Origin of the sequence: Streptomyces sp. NRRL WC-3742 (assembly GCF_000720635.1) — a bacterium.
GTDB lineage: Bacteria > Actinomycetota > Actinomycetes > Streptomycetales > Streptomycetaceae > Kitasatospora.
The window spans coordinates 40,264-55,694 of the sequence record NZ_JOCF01000054.1; the positions used below are offsets into that span (position 1 = coordinate 40,264).

Annotated in this window: 17 protein-coding genes and 1 pseudogene; 11 read left to right on the top strand and 7 right to left on the bottom strand. The window is 69.9% G+C overall.

Features of this window, described 5'->3' with window-relative positions; all coding sequences use genetic code 11:
* Positions 1–11: 11 nt before the first annotated feature.
* From IH61_RS0127035 to IH61_RS0127060, 6 genes are read left to right on the top strand one after another with little or no spacing between them, the layout of a single operon-like run.
* A complete protein-coding gene (locus tag IH61_RS0127035; protein ID WP_031074398.1) occupies positions 12–1,124 on the top strand; it encodes an aldo/keto reductase in 1,113 nt (370 codons plus the stop codon).
* A complete protein-coding gene (locus IH61_RS0127040) occupies positions 1,121–1,828 on the top strand; it encodes a dTMP kinase (protein ID WP_031074400.1) in 708 nt (235 codons plus the stop codon). The genes IH61_RS0127035 and IH61_RS0127040 overlap by 4 nt, the downstream gene beginning before the upstream one ends.
* The gene (locus IH61_RS43215; RefSeq protein WP_051838081.1) at positions 1,825–3,021 is read left to right on the top strand and encodes a DegT/DnrJ/EryC1/StrS family aminotransferase; all 1,197 of its coding nucleotides are present in this window, start codon (positions 1,825–1,827) and stop codon (positions 3,019–3,021) included. Before IH61_RS0127040 ends, IH61_RS43215 begins: the two co-directional genes overlap by 4 nt.
* Positions 3,018–4,319: a formyltransferase family protein gene (locus IH61_RS43220; protein ID WP_031074403.1), complete on the top strand. Its 1,302-nt coding sequence runs from the start codon at positions 3,018–3,020 to the stop codon at positions 4,317–4,319. The genes IH61_RS43215 and IH61_RS43220 overlap by 4 nt, the downstream gene beginning before the upstream one ends.
* A complete protein-coding gene (locus IH61_RS0127055; protein WP_037973413.1) occupies positions 4,316–4,963 on the top strand; it encodes a hypothetical protein in 648 nt (215 codons plus the stop codon). The genes IH61_RS43220 and IH61_RS0127055 overlap by 4 nt, the downstream gene beginning before the upstream one ends.
* Positions 4,964–4,983: 20 nt before the next feature.
* Positions 4,984–5,796 (top strand): endonuclease/exonuclease/phosphatase family protein, encoded by an 813-nt coding sequence (locus IH61_RS0127060; RefSeq protein ID WP_031074405.1) that lies wholly within the window; start codon positions 4,984–4,986, stop codon positions 5,794–5,796.
* Positions 5,797–5,808: 12 nt separating this feature from the next.
* Here the strand turns inward: IH61_RS0127060 and IH61_RS0127065 are convergent, their stop codons facing one another.
* On the bottom strand, positions 5,809–6,501 hold the full coding sequence (locus IH61_RS0127065) for a nucleotidyltransferase family protein (protein WP_234327346.1): 693 nt from the start codon (positions 6,499–6,501) through the stop codon (positions 5,809–5,811).
* A 311-nt stretch (positions 6,502–6,812) separates the two neighbouring features.
* On the opposite strand from IH61_RS0127065, the gene IH61_RS0127070 reads away from it, so the two are divergent.
* Entirely contained in the window at positions 6,813–7,082 is a 270-nt protein-coding gene (locus IH61_RS0127070) for a hypothetical protein (protein ID WP_031074407.1), read from the top strand.
* A gap of 655 nt (positions 7,083–7,737) precedes the next feature.
* On the opposite strand, the gene IH61_RS0127080 is transcribed toward IH61_RS0127070, so the two are convergent.
* Positions 7,738–8,013, bottom strand: a complete 276-nt coding sequence (locus IH61_RS0127080; RefSeq protein WP_234327347.1) for a hypothetical protein — start codon at positions 8,011–8,013, stop codon at positions 7,738–7,740.
* Positions 8,014–8,411: 398 nt separating this feature from the next.
* Between IH61_RS0127080 and IH61_RS0127085 the strand changes: the two genes are divergently transcribed.
* Entirely contained in the window at positions 8,412–9,398 is a 987-nt protein-coding gene (locus tag IH61_RS0127085; RefSeq protein WP_031074414.1) for a helix-turn-helix transcriptional regulator, read from the top strand.
* 24 nt (positions 9,399–9,422) lie between these two features.
* Here the strand turns inward: IH61_RS0127085 and IH61_RS0127090 are convergent, their stop codons facing one another.
* The 5 genes from IH61_RS0127090 to IH61_RS0127120 form a co-directional block, all read right to left on the bottom strand.
* On the bottom strand, positions 9,423–10,625 hold the full coding sequence (locus tag IH61_RS0127090) for an MAB_1171c family putative transporter (RefSeq protein WP_031074416.1): 1,203 nt from the start codon (positions 10,623–10,625) through the stop codon (positions 9,423–9,425).
* Entirely contained in the window at positions 10,625–11,149 is a 525-nt protein-coding gene (locus IH61_RS0127095) for a hypothetical protein (protein WP_063763278.1), read from the bottom strand. Before IH61_RS0127095 ends, IH61_RS0127090 begins: the two co-directional genes overlap by 1 nt.
* 72 nt (positions 11,150–11,221) lie before the next feature.
* Positions 11,222–11,665, bottom strand: coding sequence for a hypothetical protein (locus IH61_RS0127100; RefSeq protein WP_031074420.1), 444 nt, complete (start codon positions 11,663–11,665; stop codon positions 11,222–11,224).
* A 281-nt stretch (positions 11,666–11,946) separates the two neighbouring features.
* The gene (locus IH61_RS47185) at positions 11,947–12,108 is read right to left on the bottom strand and encodes a hypothetical protein (RefSeq protein WP_158845333.1); all 162 of its coding nucleotides are present in this window, start codon (positions 12,106–12,108) and stop codon (positions 11,947–11,949) included.
* A gap of 889 nt (positions 12,109–12,997) precedes the next feature.
* Positions 12,998–13,501, bottom strand: coding sequence for a hypothetical protein (locus IH61_RS0127120; RefSeq protein WP_031074422.1), 504 nt, complete (start codon positions 13,499–13,501; stop codon positions 12,998–13,000).
* Positions 13,502–13,607: 106 nt separating this feature from the next.
* Here IH61_RS0127120 and IH61_RS50375 point away from each other — a divergent pair.
* From IH61_RS50375 to IH61_RS0127130, 3 genes and pseudogenes are all read left to right on the top strand, one after another.
* Positions 13,608–13,979: pseudogene (locus IH61_RS50375) on the top strand (DUF6093 family protein); the annotation flags it as partial.
* A gap of 83 nt (positions 13,980–14,062) precedes the next feature.
* Entirely contained in the window at positions 14,063–14,428 is a 366-nt protein-coding gene (locus IH61_RS0127125; RefSeq protein WP_031074426.1) for a DUF6093 family protein, read from the top strand.
* Between the two features lie 319 nt (positions 14,429–14,747).
* Positions 14,748–15,431 (top strand): CHAP domain-containing protein (locus IH61_RS0127130; protein WP_031074427.1); only part of this gene is annotated, 684 nt, incomplete at its 3' end.

Consider the following 15,431-nt stretch of genomic DNA (forward strand, 5'->3'; position numbering starts at 1 on the left):
GAGAGCACACGATGGACGACATCCAGCGTCCTGGGGGGAGCATGACGCTGCCCGGCGGAACGGTCGTGTCCCGGTTGGGGGTCGGCTGCTGGCCGATCGGCGGGCCGGCCCACAACCTGGATCTGCCGATGGGCTGGAGCAGCGCCGACGACAAGCAGGCCGTCGCCGGGCTGGAGCGTGCCTTCGCCCTGGGCGCGAACCTCTTCGACACGGCCGACGTCTACGGTCTCGGCCACTCGGAGCGGCTCATCTGCCTCGCCCTCGGCGGGATTCCGCGCAGGAAGTACGCCCTCACCAGCAAGGTCGGCTACTTCACCGAGCCGAACGCCGCCCACGCCTACGAGCCCCGCCACATGCGCCGCCGGCTGGAGCACACCCTCACCAACCTGGGCACCGACTACCTGGACGTGTACTCGCTGCACAACGCGAACTTCGGTCCCGACGACGCCTATCTGTCGGCGGCCGTCGAGGCTCTTCGCAGCTTCCAGGCCGAGGGGCTGATCCGGGCGGTTGGCATGCGGGGGCCGCACCGGTACGCACCCGAGCGGGTGGGGGTCGCACCCAGCAGCCAGGAGGACAAGCACCAGCGCTTCCGCCGCCACTTCCAGCTGGTGCAGCCCGACGTCCTCGCCGTACGCGACAACCTGCTCACCCCCCGGTCGTCCACCGGCGGCATCCACGAGTTCGCCGCCGCGTACGGCGTCACCGTCCTGGTCAACAAGCCGCTCGGCCAGGGACTGCTAACCGGCAAGCACACGCCGCTCCGCCCACCCACGTTCGGGGACGGGGACCACCGATCGCGCAAGCGCTGGTTCACCGCGCCCGCGCTTAAGATCCTCGCCCCGTACCTCGACGAGATCAGGGTCCGTTTCGGGCGTACGTCCGACGCCCTCGTGCACGCGGCGCTCGGCTACTGCCTCCAGACCTGGCCCGGGGCCGGCGTCCTCGTCGGATTCACCACCGTGGAGCAGGTCCAGCAGAACCTCGCCTGCCCGGGCAACTCTCTGGCCGTCGAGGACCTGCTGTTCCTCGCCGACGTCGGCAGCCGCGCCCAGCAGGCGCTGAGCAGCACCGGCAAGGTCTTCACGGACGAGTCCGCGGCGATCGGGGAGGTCCGCGCATGACTCCCGTAGCTGCCCCGTTCTTCGTGCTGGAGGGACCGGACGGTGCCGGGAAGACCACCCTGGCGCAAGCGCTCGCGGCCGACCTCGCCGACACGGGCCTGGTGCACATCGACCGGCGGCAGGTCTCCACCGAATCGGCGTACGCGGCGATGCTGATGGAACCCCTGGCCCGGATGCTGTGGCACAGCGGCGACGCCCGGGACCTGTCCGACAACTTCTGGGCCCACCTGCAGGCGAGCTGGTTCACCGCCCACGGGGAGCAGGTCGTGACACCGGCCCTGCTGCGCGGCCCGGTGATCGTCGACGGGTGGTTCCACAAGCTCTCGTCCAAGCTCGCCGGGCAGGGCTGGAGCCCGGACGAGCTGACGATGCTCTTCGCCCGCGTCCGCGCGCCCGACCACGTCATCCTGCTCGACGTCGCCCCGGATTTGCTGTGGCAACGGAAGGCGACCCGGCTGCGCCCGGCGGAGCTCGGCATGCACGGCGACTACGGCGAACTCGGCCGTTCCTCCTTCCTCGCCTACCAGCAGGCCGGTCTCGACCACCTCCGCGCCAGGGCGTCCGCCGACGGCTGGCACGTCCTCCCGGTCGACGGCGCCGAGACCGTTGAGGAGACCTGCGCCCGACTCGCCCACCTGATCCGCGGCCTGCTCGACCATCCCACCCTCATCACCACCAACTCGCCCGAGGAGAACGCACTGTGAGTTCCACCATCGACCGATACACCTGGCCGCACGTCGACGACAGCCTGCGCCGCGCCGTCGACCGCCAGCTGGGAGTCTCCCTCTCCGACCGCGACGGTCGGGGCGTGATCGGCGGCTTCGAGGCAGAGTTCGCCCAGTTCGTCGGCAGCCGGTACGCCATCGCCTTCTCCTCGGGCACTGCAGCGCTGCACGCCATGTGCGTGGCCGCCGGGCTCGGCCCGGGCGACGAGATCGTCGCCCCCACCTACACGTTCTTCGCCACGGCGACGCCCTTCGCCTACGAGGGCGTGAGGGTGGTCTTCGCCGACGCCGACGGGTTCGGCAACCTCGACCCGGCCGACCTGCCGAACCGCCTCACCGAGCGCACGAGGGCCGTGATCGTCACCCACATGTGGGGAAACCCCTGCGACATGACGGCCATCGCGGCGTTCTGCCGCGAGAACCGCCTCATGCTCCTGGAGGACTGTTCCCACGCCCACTTCGCGTCCTGGGCCGGGCAGCCGGTCGGCACCTTCGGTGCGATGGCCGTCTTCTCCACCAATCAGAAGCCGATCACCACCGGCGAGGGCGGCGTCCTGGTCACCGACGACGACCGCCTGCGCGAACTCGCGCTGCTGCACGGGCACTACAACAAGCGGTGCTTCCAGGAGATCGACGAGTCCGCCCCGTACTCCGCCTACGCGCTCACCGGGATGGGGCTCAAGTCGCGGGCAACCACGCTCGGCGCCGCGATCGGCCTCGACCAGCTGGGCAAGGCCGAGCTGATCGAGTCGCGACGGCGGGAGGTCCTCGCGTCCTACGCCGAGGCGCTGGAGGGCAACCCCGTCGTCTCGCCCGTCCTGGTCGATCCGGAGCGCGGCGAGAACGGTCTGTACGTGGTCGGGCTGCGGTACCGATACGAGACGGCGACCGTCACGCTGCACGAATTCGTCGACCGGCTCAACCAGAAGCAGGCCGACTTCGACGTTCCCGGCTCCACGAACGTGATCGCCAACGAACCGCTGTTCCACCGCTCGTCGCGCCAGCAGTCGTGGGAGGACGTTCCCGAGGTGGGGCACACCGACTACCCCGGAGCGCAGAGGTTCATCCGCTCGTTCTTCAAGACCCCGCTGTGGGGCTACCCCGGCGACGCGGCCGCCATCGACCACCACGTCAGCATGCTCGTCGAGATGACGAAGGCGGTCCAGCGGTGATCGGAACCGGCGGGATCAGCCAGCAGGCCGCACTCGACGGCGACCTGATCACCCCGGCCGTCCTCCGGCTCCTGCGCGACCGTGGGCTGAGGCCGAGTCCGCAACTGCCCGCCGCCCGGTTCGCCCTCTCCTCCGCCGCCCCGCTGCTGGTCGCCCGCCCCGGCCACGCAGACGCCGCTGTCCGTACGTACGCCAGAACCTGGCTCGCGGGCCGCACCGGCTACCACCGGGCCAGTGACCCGGCCGAGGAGTCTCTTCTCCACGCCTTCGAGACCTCGGCGCTCGTACGTCCGCCGGCCCATCGGACCGCCCAGCGGCTCGACGCCGATCTCGTCGAGGTGTACCTCTGGCTGTGCCGCCACTGGTGCGCGCTGAGCCGTGCCACGACGGACCTGAGGTACGTGAACGCCGCGCTCAAGGTGCTCGGCGTCTGCCTGCTCGCTCCGGTGCCGCCGACCGAACTGGCCGCGAAGGCGCTCGCCGAGGCCCTGGAGAGCATCGACACCCACGTTCGGCCGCAGGCCGGCTCCACCGGCGCCGACCTTCCGGTGCTCAGCCCGATCCCGGCAGCCCCGACGTCGCCGCGCGCACGCGTGGCGGTCCTCGCCGGAGCCGACTCCCGAGGGCTCCCCAGGTTCCTGGCCTCGGCCCAGGCTGCCCGTGTGCCGATCGTCGGCGTCCTGCACCACGAGCCGACGCCCAGCACCATCCCGGAAGCCAGCTCGTACACCTCCGCCTGGTACCCGCAACCCGACGCCCGGAACGGGAACCGGGCCGCACCCGATCCCGGCCCGGGTAGCCCCGTCGCCGGTCAACACCAGGTCATCGGGCACCGCGACTGGTCGACCGCGGCAACCGCGCTGGGGCAGTGGCGCTGTGACCTGCTCGTCCTCGTCGGCATGGACGTCGTCCCGCGCACGGTCCTGGCGGTGCCCCGACTCGGCACCGTCAACGCCCACAACGGCGCCCTTCCGCACTACCGCGGCATGGACGCGGTCGCCTGGGCCATGCTCGCCGGCGACCCAGTGGCCTGCAGCGTCCACGAGGTCACCGAGCAGGTCGACGCCGGCGGCGTCTTCGCCCAGCGCACCGTCCCCAGCGACACGTCCGACCTCCGCCAGGCCGTCAAGAACACCCAGATCAACCTCCTCACCGAGGTTTGCCAGGCCGTCACCAGCACCGGCACGCTGCCCACCACCCGACCGCAGACCGGCCACCCGCGTCGCTTCTACCGGATGCACCCCGCCCTGCGACGCCACCTCGACTCCACCATCGACGCGATCGGAGCCGCCCTGTGAACCCGACCTTCCTGCCCTACCTGGACGACCTCGACTGGAACGACCTGGCCGGCCTCAGCCGGGCCGCCCACGTCGCGTTCAGCGAACTCACCAGCGACAACTGGGCGCCGCTCGCGAAGCTCCTCGGCGACCTCCCAGGTGACCCGCAGCTGGTCGAGATGTGCGAGAGCTACGACTTCCTCGACAAGCTCGTCCTCCACGACGCCCCCGGCCGGTTCCGCATCCGGCTCCACCGCTTCCGGCCCGGCTACTTCGACCGGCCGCACAACCACCGCTGGACCTTCGCCTCCAAGATCCTCGCGGGCTCCTACCAGCACACGCTCTACGGCGCCGACACCGGCTTCACCACCGCCGACCCCGCCGACCTCCAGCCCCTGCAGATCCGCACCGAACGCGCCGACGACTGGTACGTCCTCCACCACACCGCCGTCCACTCGGTCACCGCCGAAGCCGGCACCCTCTCGCTCGTCCTGCGCGGCCCGGCCGCCAAGGACTCCTTCCGCGTCATCGACGCGCCCACCGGCGAGAGCTTCACCGCCCTCGGCAGCAGGGACGAGACCCCGCAGCAGCGCGCCGACAAGCGCATGACGCCCGACCGCCTCACCGGCACGATCGCCGACATCCTCACGGCCCGCCCCGCCTGACCCGCAAAGGACCTCACCCCATGGACGACCTCACCCAGGGCTTCCTGTTCGGCAACCCCGACGTCGTCGGCGACGACGTGGCCCGCGTCGAACTGCGACTGGCAGCCCTCAACATCCAGAGCCCCTCCACCAACCGCGCCCGCGACGTGCTCGACTGGCTCTACCGCAGTCAGAGCAACGTCCTCGTCCTCACCGAGGTGAAGGCCGGGGAAGCCGCCGACCTGATCCTCAAGGACCTGGAGAGCTCCGGCTTCACCATCACCCGCCGCCCCGCCGGCCCCGACGACAAGTACCTCACGGTCATCGCCACCAAGGGCTACCGCACCGCTGCACTCCCCCTCGCCATGGACAGCACCCGCTTCGTCGGCGCCCGCCTCGCCACGCACTTCGGCGACTTCGACGTCCTCGGGCTCTACGCCCTCACCAACGGCATGACCGAGGAGAGCAGCCGCAACCGCAAGGCGTTCCAGGAGCAGGTGCTCGACGCCCTCCGGGCCCGCATCGCCGCCCAGCCCGAGGTGCCGCTGCTGATCACCGGCGACTTCAACGTCCTCGAACCCGACCGCGACCCGCCGGCCAGCCGCGCGCTCTTCGCCGACCACGACTACGCGTTCTACCGCTCCCTCGCCGATCTCGGCCTGATCGACACCTACCGCCAGATCCACCCGGAAGGCGCCGACCTCACCTGGTACGGACCCCAGGGAGGCCAGCGCCTCGACCACATCTTCATCTCCCCGGCGGCGTTCACCCGGGTCCGGGCGGTTGGCTTCCAGCACGACGTCCGCACGGCGAAGATCAGCGACCACTCCGCGCTGGTCGCCGCCCTGATCTGACCAATACCGCTGCTACCGGGCGGGGTCGGCCGGCTCCGCCCAGGGCAGCTTCGTCAGCTGCGGCCACTCCGCCATCCACCGCTCCGCTTTGGCGTCGTACACCGCCTGCGGCGCCACGGTCAGCGGGTTCGGCCGCAGCACCAGACGGAACAAGTCCGCGAAGCCGTGCGTCGAGTGCACATCCAGCTTCCCGCCGGCATCCAGGCTCAGCCCCACGCAGCAGCTCGTCGCGGCGAACGAGCTGATCGCGTGCGGCAGATCCCGGTACGGGGCGATCTCCTTGCCCCACTTCTCCGGGTACCACAGGTGCACCCGGGCCTGGTTCCGCGGCTCCAGCTCGACGCCCAGGTCCTCAACCGCCGCCAGGCACCGCTTGATCACCACGTCCTCCGCCTCCCAGGAGGTGTCCTCGTCGAAGAAGAACAGGTCGTGGTCCCGGATCCCTGCCCGGAGGTCCTCTCGACCGGCCGCCGCGTTCCACACCGTCTGGAACAGCGATCCGGCTGTCAGGTACCACGGCGGCAAACCCTCCAGCCCGGCCAGGCGCTCCAACACCGCCCGAACCGACCCGTTCCGCAACGCGATCGACGCGAACGCCGCCGCCTGCTCGTCGTACGACCCGGAGTCGGCCAGCTCACGCAGGCCCTCAGCAGTCACATGCGCGTAGGTGGGGTTGTCACGGACAACCCTGTAGTCCAAGAACACCCACAAGACCCTGCCACAACAGCACCGTTGATCGCATCGTGAACCGCCGCTCCCCCCGCTCAGTCACGAAGCCGCGACCATGTCAGCGCCGCGGTTCGGACACCAGGTGGCGACCACCTGTTCGTCGGCTTCGACGAGGGGCCGGCCGCGCTTCACAAGGCAGCACAGACCATCCTGGAAGACGACCTACTGTACACCTCGAGTACACAGACCGTTTATCGGAGAGCCGCCGAGTTCGAGCCGCGCCGAATCGCTGACTTCCTCCTAGAGGCGGTGTCGTGATGCCCGAAACCCCAATGCCCTTGCGACCGTTGCTGCTCGTAGACGAGTCAAATCTTCTGTGGGCCGGAACCTCCGGCTTCCCCACCCCGATCTTCTCCCGCGACAAGACCCGCGAGCTGACCGGCCTGTTCGCCCTCTTCGTGCTCCTGCGAGCGGAGATCCGCGACGATCTCGACGTCGCGCAGCCCAAGGTCCTGGTCGTCGTCGACGGCGAGCACGGCACCGCCGACCGTGTGGCCACCGACCAGGAGTACAAGGCGCGATCGCCGCCGGACTGTGCGAGCCCGGTGATCCGATGACCCATATCAATGTCGGGCTGTGCATCGCCGATGCACTGCCGCACGCCCCGGACGCTTTCGTCCTCGCCCAAGGTGCCTACTTCGCCTGGGGGTTCTGCCTCGACGACTATGTCCGGGACGACGACGCCTGGACCGCACGAATCGCGGGCGTGGCCGACGCCGTCCTCTCAACCGTTCCACCGAACGACCCATGGCAGCCCGCGCTGCGCGAGGTCGACCGCATCTTCGCCACCTGCTTTCCCGCCCACGTCCTGGACCTCTGGCGGACCGAGCACCTGGCCTGCTCGGCGGACAACTCGGCAAGAACGCCACCCGCCGCTTGCTCCTGCTTTGCGAAGTCGCCAGCGGCGCGTTCGGGGCGCTCGCCCTGCACGCGACCCGGGACCCTCACCGCCCTGCTGGGGCCCGGCCCTGTCTGCACCCACCTGCGGGACGCCGCGATCTCGTTGACGATCCTCAGCCTCTCCGCCGGGCCGGGGGTCGTCCTGACCATTGCCGTCGCGATCTTGTCAGGGAAGGTCGCGCCCCGGATCAACCGTGAGGCCGACCTCGCACGGATCAATGCCTGCCCCGGCGCCGCTGGGGGCCGCAGCCACGCGGCACTGCTCCACTGCAGTCGCCGGAAGCCGCAGGTTGACAGGACTTCAGAGAGGGATCATCTCCGGCCGAGGACGAAGCCGTGCCGGGCCAATCGCGGGTGCACGCGCTCCAGCAGGGCCCGCACCTGGTTGAAGGCATCCGACTCGGAGTCGGCCAGAACGAAGAGGTAGAGTTCCAGCCCCTCGGCGACGGGCCGGCCGGTGAGGTGCTCGAGTCCGTCGCGGGGCATGGCGTGGGCCCAGATCAGGTCCTCGATGAGCGAGACGACCGCAGAGCCGGGGCGCGGTCCTTTCAGCCGCGCGAAAACGACCTGCACGGCATTCAGTCCCATGCGACGGCCTGTACGGGCGCCCCTGAGGTCGTGATCCGCTTGGAAGCCGCGCGGCGGGCTTCGACGCCTGTGACGGCCACGTCTGGGCCAGCAGGGGCGCCGGGTGTCACAAGCGTGTCGGCAAGCAGGCGGGCGGCGGGCGGGGAGGTCGTACGGGGCACGGGTACCTCTGGGGCGCAAAGGCGTCAGGAACGGTATGGGCCCGAGTGGGCCGTGTGGTGACCGGGCCTCGGACTCCTCCGTCCGTCGTCCCGTAATTCCCATCATGTCCGTTGTTGCGGCCTCGGGAAACGGGTCGGGGCCGTCACCAACGGGCCAGGCCACTTGATGCCACGACCTGGGTGGCGATTAGAATCGTCGCGGGCGGGACTACCTGCCGTGGATGCCGGGGGGCAACAGTGCTGGAAGTTTTCGGGCTGGACACCGATACCGAGGCGGTCTACCGGGAGATGCTGGAGGGGATTTCCGGTGGCGTCGTGGAGCTTGCCGTCCGGGTCGGCGCCACCGAGGCGACGGTGCGCAAGGCGCTCGACCGGCTGGTCGAGCTGAACCTGCTGACTCCGTCTCGGGAGGCCGTCGGCGGCCTTCGCGCCGTCAGTCTGGAGGCCGGTCTGGCGCATCTGCTGCACCGGCAGGAGGAGGAACTGGCCAAGCGTCACCACGACCTGGCGGCAGGCAAGGCCGCTGCTGCCCGCGCCATCGCGCAGTACTCGGCCCTACAGCCGGACACCGACGTAGAGGGCAACGAGCGACTCCTCGGCCTAGATGCCATCCAGGCCCGGCTCGAAATCCTCACCCGCCAGCTCAGAAGCGAATGCCTCTCGATCATCCCGGGTGGCGCCCAGTCCGAGGCGAGTCTTGAGGCGTCACGGCCCCTGGACGAGCAGGCCCTGAACCGTATGGTGCGAATGCGGGCCCTCTATCAGGAGAGCGTCCGCAATGATCCCCCGACGCTCGCGTACGCGCAGTGGACCACCGAGCGCGGCGGAGAGGTGCGCACGAGTCCGGTGCTGCCGACCCGTCTGCTGATCTTCGACCGGGCCACCGCGCTCGTCCCGATCGATCCGGGCAACTCACGTGCGGGCGCCTTGTGCACCACTTCCCCAGGCATCGTGGCAACTCTCGTCGCGCTCTTCGAACAGACCTGGGATGCGGCCGCTCCACTGGGTGCGGTGCGGCGCGGGGCTGCGGAGGAGGGAATCAGCCAGGGGGAGCGGGAGTTGCTGAAGCTGTTGGCATCGGGCATGACGGACGAGGCCGCGGGAAAGCGCCTAGGGGTCTCCATGCGCACGGTGCGCCGGCAGATGGCGGCCCTGATGGAACGGCTCCAGGCGACCAGCAGGTTCGAAGCGGGCCTGAAGGCTGCGCAGCGCGGCTGGTTGTGACACCGGCCCGCCGCACTGGGCCGCTCACGGCTCTTTTCGGGTCGGCTGCGCCGTGCGACGGTCCGTCTTCTTCAGCCTTCGGTAAGCGTCCGCGACGGTGAGGATCCAGGCGATCTCCTCGCGCGGGGAACGGCCTCCGGTGCCGGATCCGAGAGCGGCGGGCGGTGTGGGTGCGGGCAGGTCCTGTGCCCGGTGTCGCAGGGCGGTGTGCAGCCAGCGGGCTTCGGCCCCGGGGAGGTCCTCGTCCGTTCCGGTGTCCGGATTCGGGTCGGCAGCCGTGCACGGGCCGGTGCCGGGCGGGTCCTCCTGCAGGATCAGGGTCGCGTCGCGAAGGGCGAAGGCTCGGTGTGTGAGGTCGAGGGACCGGTCACCGGGGGTCAGCAGGTCGCGCAGCGGCCCGCTCGGGGTGCCGAGTACCACCTGCGGCACGGCGGCGGTGACGTCCGACCAGAGCGGATGCAGGCGCCAAAGGGCGTACTGGTCCCGCACGTAGCCGGCCAGCACGTGGGCGGGCGCGATGGCGACACCGAGCACGAACAGGACGATCATGGCGGCGGGCAGCAGTTCACAGACCGGGTCGGTCAGGGCGATCGGCTTGCCGTCGGCGTCGAGCCGGGTGGCGTCTCCGCTGCTCAGGACGAAGTAGACCCGGTAGAGCATGTAGGCCAGCCCGGCGGTGGACGCCAGAGCCAGGCAGGTGACCCCTGCGCGCGGTGAGCCGGGCGGCACGCTCGCGCGGTTGGACCAGAACAGGACGGCCGCTCGTGCGGTCGCGACGGCGAAGACGGTGTTGAAGACTCCCAGGTAGAACTGGACTCCGGGGTCGCCGTAGTGTGCGTCGATGCCGAACGCGCCGTCGTAGTCGTGCGGGAGGGCGAGGAAGAACAGCAGGCAGAGCGCGAGGGCGGACGCGGTGGCGAACAGCAGCCGCGTACGGGCGGCGCCGGCCTGCTGGTAGCGGCCGCGCACTGCCTCGACGTACTCCAGCAGGAAGTAACCGGCGAGGACCCCGGCCAGGTGTTTGAGCAGCAGTGTCACGTCCCGGATACCCGTCAGGTCCGCCAACGCGGTCTCGACGGCGGCTGGACGCAGGCTGACCCCGACGGAGATCGCGGCGAATGCACCCCAGAGGGAACGGTTCGCCCCGCCGGTTAGGGCCGAGCGGGCGCGCCAGAGCACGACGCTCCAGGAGAGCAGGGGAATCAGCCAGGTGACCAGCGGACGCATCAGGGGTTCTTCCTCCACCTGCGGGGGCGATCTGGGTAGGCCAGGCTCGCGGTGAGACGGTCGGAGACGGGGTCGAGACCGGCCGCCGGAGCGACCAGTGCGGTCAGCAGCAGGGCGGTCATCTCCGCTTCCTGTTCGTCGGCCGTCTCGTAGCCGGTGCGGCCCGCGCCCAGGATCTCGGCCACCAGCTCCGGGGCCAAGTCGGGCAGCAGCGTGCCCAGCCGGGACAGTTCCAGGGACCCGCTGTGCCCGCACAGGACGTGGCTGAGTTCGTGAAGCTTGATCAGATCCTGATGGGCCGGGCTGGTGCGCGCCTCGAAATAGATGAGGTCGATGTCGGGCAGCGCGATCCACAGGCCGCAGGGCAGATCGGCGCCGAGGACGGGAAGGGGTTCGAGGACGATCGGCCGGCCACGGCTGTGCTCCAGGGAGGTACGGAACCCCTCCAGGGTGAAGGGGTCGGGCAGGTGCACGCCGGCGAGTCGGCGTTCGCAGCGCCGACGCAGACCGCGGGGGAAAGCCATGGGGTGGAAGGTTCTTCCGAAGGCGACTGGGAACATGCGACAGGGATCAGGAGCCGGATGCCATGGGCCCCTTCAGGTCTCATCGGCCGGGCGGGGGTTGCGTTCGGCGGCGCGTTCCTCGACCTGGCCAAGGCTGTCGGCGAGGGCCAGGAGTACCCGCAGGCTGCCGTTGGAGAGGGTGGAGGCTCGTTGCAGCAGGCTGACAACTCCGTCGTTGCCCAGTGCCTGCCGCAGCTCGCCGATCTTCTCCAGCTGCTCCAGTTGCTCGTCCACCACGGCGGCCTTGGCGTCGTCCAGGAAGTAGCTCGCACCGGCATTGATGCCGAACCCACGGCCCAGCCAGTCAAGTGTCTCCACCGTGGGGTTGGAAGCCAGACCCTTCTGGTTCAGGCCGAGGTGCAGGTTGCGGATGGTGTCGCGCGAGATGACGTCCCGGCCTGCCAGGCGGTTGATCCGCTCGGCGAGTTCCCGGTAGGCCGGAGTCCGTCCACCTGACCTGGCCGCCTCCCGGGTCATCAACCGATCCAGCCGGGCGGCGATTGCCGAGGCGCGGCCAGTCGGCTGGTCAGATCCGCCGGTCACTGCTCCCCCACCCGATTCCCCTCCCGAGACCCACCACAATACCGGACACCACGCAGCCGACGACCGAAACTATGACGCACGGGGATGTCCGTCACCCGCTTGCGCACGGTCCGTGCCCTCGAACCACTCGTCCTCGGCGGACACGGTGCCGAGGTGAGAGCAGATCGCTCACCGGGGCGGACACGCGAAGAGGTGTCAGCTGGCGGCGGAGACGGTCAGGGCGGTGGCGTCGTCGGCACCACCGGGCACCTCTCGAGGAGCAGGACGGGGTGGTGGTAGCTGTTGAGGGCGTCTCCGGGCTTGAGGTCGGCACGCGAGATCGGGATGGTGCAGGAGTCCGCGATGAGCCGGGTGTCGGCGCCCAGGTGCCAGGCCATGGAGACGTAACTGGAGCATTGGGTGCGGTAAGTTGCGGCCGCTGGAGTTCGTGGTGGTGGCCAGGGCCGCCGTGGCGACGCTGCCCGAGGCGGCGAGGGCGGCAGCCGGGGCGAGACGGGTGAGTTTGGAGATCGTGGAAGGCACGACGGCACGCATGCCGGGGTGAAAGCGAACGGATCGGTATGAGGCGGCGGGGCCGACCGTCACGACGAGGTGACGGGCGCCACCGCGACCGGCAGCGCGAATGCCGCGGAATCCGGCTGCCAAATTAGCGAAAGCCGTGGAGGCATGGGCCAGATGGGAGCCGGGCCCGATTTTTCGCCGCGAGGATCGGCCCGACTTCCCTGCAGGCAAGCGGTATTCCTTGACGAAGACCCTGCCGGCGAAGCCGAGGCAGTGGCTGCGGGTGCAGCTGGTGAAGAAGTGGGCGAGGGGCTGCGTCGGCGGTCGAGTCGCCGGACTGTGCGCACGGCGGGCCTGCCGGGCGGGTCGCCGGCGGACGGCCGCGGCCGAGTTGGTCGGGGCTACCGGTGACGGTGCCGCAGGAGCGGTACGCGTTAGCCGCAGAGGCCCGACTCCGGCTCAGTCCCAGCCAATGACCTGCGAGGAGACACCCGTGCCAACGCGATAGCCGGTGTCAGCCGCGGCACAGGCGGCCGGGGCTGCGGCGCACAGGAGCAGAGCGGTGAGGCCGGCGGTGGCGATCGACGAAATGGTGCGGAGCATGGCGGTCCCCCAGGGAAGCGGTTGGCGGGTGGGCCGCCGACGCGACCCCGGAGCCGGCCACAGGGAGTTTTCCCGCCCTGTTCCGGCGATCACCATCTTGCTGACGCGGCGGCCCGGGCGGAACTGGTTCGCCCTGGCACCAACGGGACAGGCACGTTGGTGTCAGGCAGGCCCAGCGCTGCCCTCCCAACAGGGTGCCGTAGAACTGCGGCAACAGGGCCTCCGGGAGCACTCTTTGGCGCAGACACCATTCGACATCGCGGGAGCGACGTCCATCTCTGTCACCCTCGCGTGTGACTGCCCGGCGCGCCAGTTCGGAACGACATCCACGCCACCGCCCTGTTCCTCCTCACCCTCGCCGAGCCGCTGGACACCTGGTCCGCCCCGGGCGCCCTCGCGGTCCCGACCCGTTCCCCCCGCCTCGCCGTCGAGCAGCTTCGGCCCGGTAATCGCGCCGGTGGAGGTGTCCACCTGCTCGGCGGTCTCCTCCAGAATCACCTGCAGTGTGGCCGCGAGCTTCGCGCCGGCCCGCTCCACCTTCGGCAGGGTCTTCGACTTCTCCTTCGCCGTCTCCCGCTCCTGCACCTTCTCCCGGTCCGCGTCGTCCAGGAAGACGAGCCGCTCCAGCTCCGCCCGCGTCGGAGCACCGAAGAACTCCACCGCCACTGCGGCCCTCCGAAGATCGACAACATCGACCGTGAAGATTCGAACCTGCGATCAGCCCTGGCCAACGGCCTCCGGTGACCAGCCCGGCCTTAGCGCACAATCTGGCATGGATGCGTTGCGACGGCGCGGAGGCCCGGGCGGCGGGCACCCGCGCACGCGACCCGACCGGGTGGGCGGTGAGGGTCCGAGTTCAACGTCGTCAATCCATCTCACCACCGGTACTTGCCCCATCGTCGTGAGGTACGGAGGCCCCGGACTGCACCGGGCCTCCGGCGGGCTGGGGATCGTACTCCCGTTGGAGGGCCAGTCGTACAAGGATGACGGCGATGGCAGGTATATCCTGTTCACCCCGCTGCCCGCGCCGGTCGCGGCCGAAGGCAACCAGGTCACCATCCTCAAGAGCAAGGACCCAGCCTCAGTCGGCCGCACCTTCAAGGCTCTCGATCCCGGCGAGAATGGCGCCACAGCGGTGCTGCGGACGACGTGGATGCGGATCGAGAAGGTCGAGCCTGAGCATGCCACCCAAGCCGGCTTGACCTCGATGCGGTCCGCCCGTCGGCGATGGTCGACCAGGAACGGATCGGCAGGCCGACTGGGACCGCCCAGCTGCACGTCGAGACCGGGTTGGTGGGATCTGTTCCGGTCACGCTGCTCTGGAAAGGAAGCGGGGCGGTGCTCTCTGCCCACGGACTCGCCGCCCTCGAGCAACTGGTCTGTAGCCCCCGGCTCGACGACAACGCGTCTCGGCACGGGCTTGTCACCCCGTTGTCCACAGCGATCCCACAACGCGACGACCTCGTGGCACTGACCGCGGCGGCGTCGGCGACGGCGGGCACAGTCGGACGTACCTGGCAGGCACTCGACCCGGGCGAGGCCGGCACCGTGGAAGTCGCGCGGATAACGAGTCTGGACGAGGTCGTGGCGTAGCGGAGGCAAGGCATGGCTGGTGGCGTGTCCGTCACCATCCAGTTCGCCGGGCTGCCAGCCGTTGGCCAGGGTGCGGCAGCAAGTGGCCTGGCCCATTGGTGACAGCCGAGACCGGTCCCCGGGGCGCGGCCGCGTCGGCAGGATGGTGATCGCCGGAACGGGCGGGGAAAGCAACTTCCCGGCCGGGGGGCGCATATGGCTGCGCATCACCGTACCGGCCCGTACCGTCACCGGCTTCGAGGGGCCTCACGCTCCCGATCCATGTCATGCCCACACCAGTTGCCGGGCTTCCACTTCTCTTGCCCCGAAGGGGAATGAAATGCGATTCAACTTCAAGCGCCTCGGTTCCATGGGCGTCACCGCCGCGCTGGCCGCGGCGAGTCTCAGCCTCTTCACGGCTGGCGCGGCCGAAGCTGCCACCTCGGACGGCATATCGAAGCTGGCGACCAGTCAGCTCGGCAACGGCCCCTGCGGCAACGGCGGCTACTACGCCCCGGGCAGCAACCAGACCAACCCGTGCTCCAGCTACCACGCGTGGTGCGCCGACTTCGCCGGATGGGTGTGGGCTCAGAACGGTGTAAAGAACCTGGGCGGCCTCAACGACCTCGCCAACAGCTTCGAGACCTATGCCAACAATTACGACGGCGGGCTGTCCTCGACGCCCCACGTCGGTGACGCGGTGTTCCTGCACCCGAACAACTACAGCGGCTTCACGTACGACCACGTCGCCATCGTCACCTCGGTCAACTCCGACGGCACGATCGACTGGGTCGGCGGGAACCAGCACAACCAGGTCGAGCGCACCCACCTGTCGGGCCGCGTCGGCACCAAGGCGTGGTCCAGCGGCGGCGGCGACGTGGTCATCCAGGGCTACGCCCGGCCGGTCGGCCTGCAAAACTCCTCGCTGATGCGGCTTGACACGGTGGTGGCGGGCAATGTGTGGGACAACCAGCGGAACACGGACGGCACCTGGACCGGTGCGGGCATGATCGATGCCGGCGGG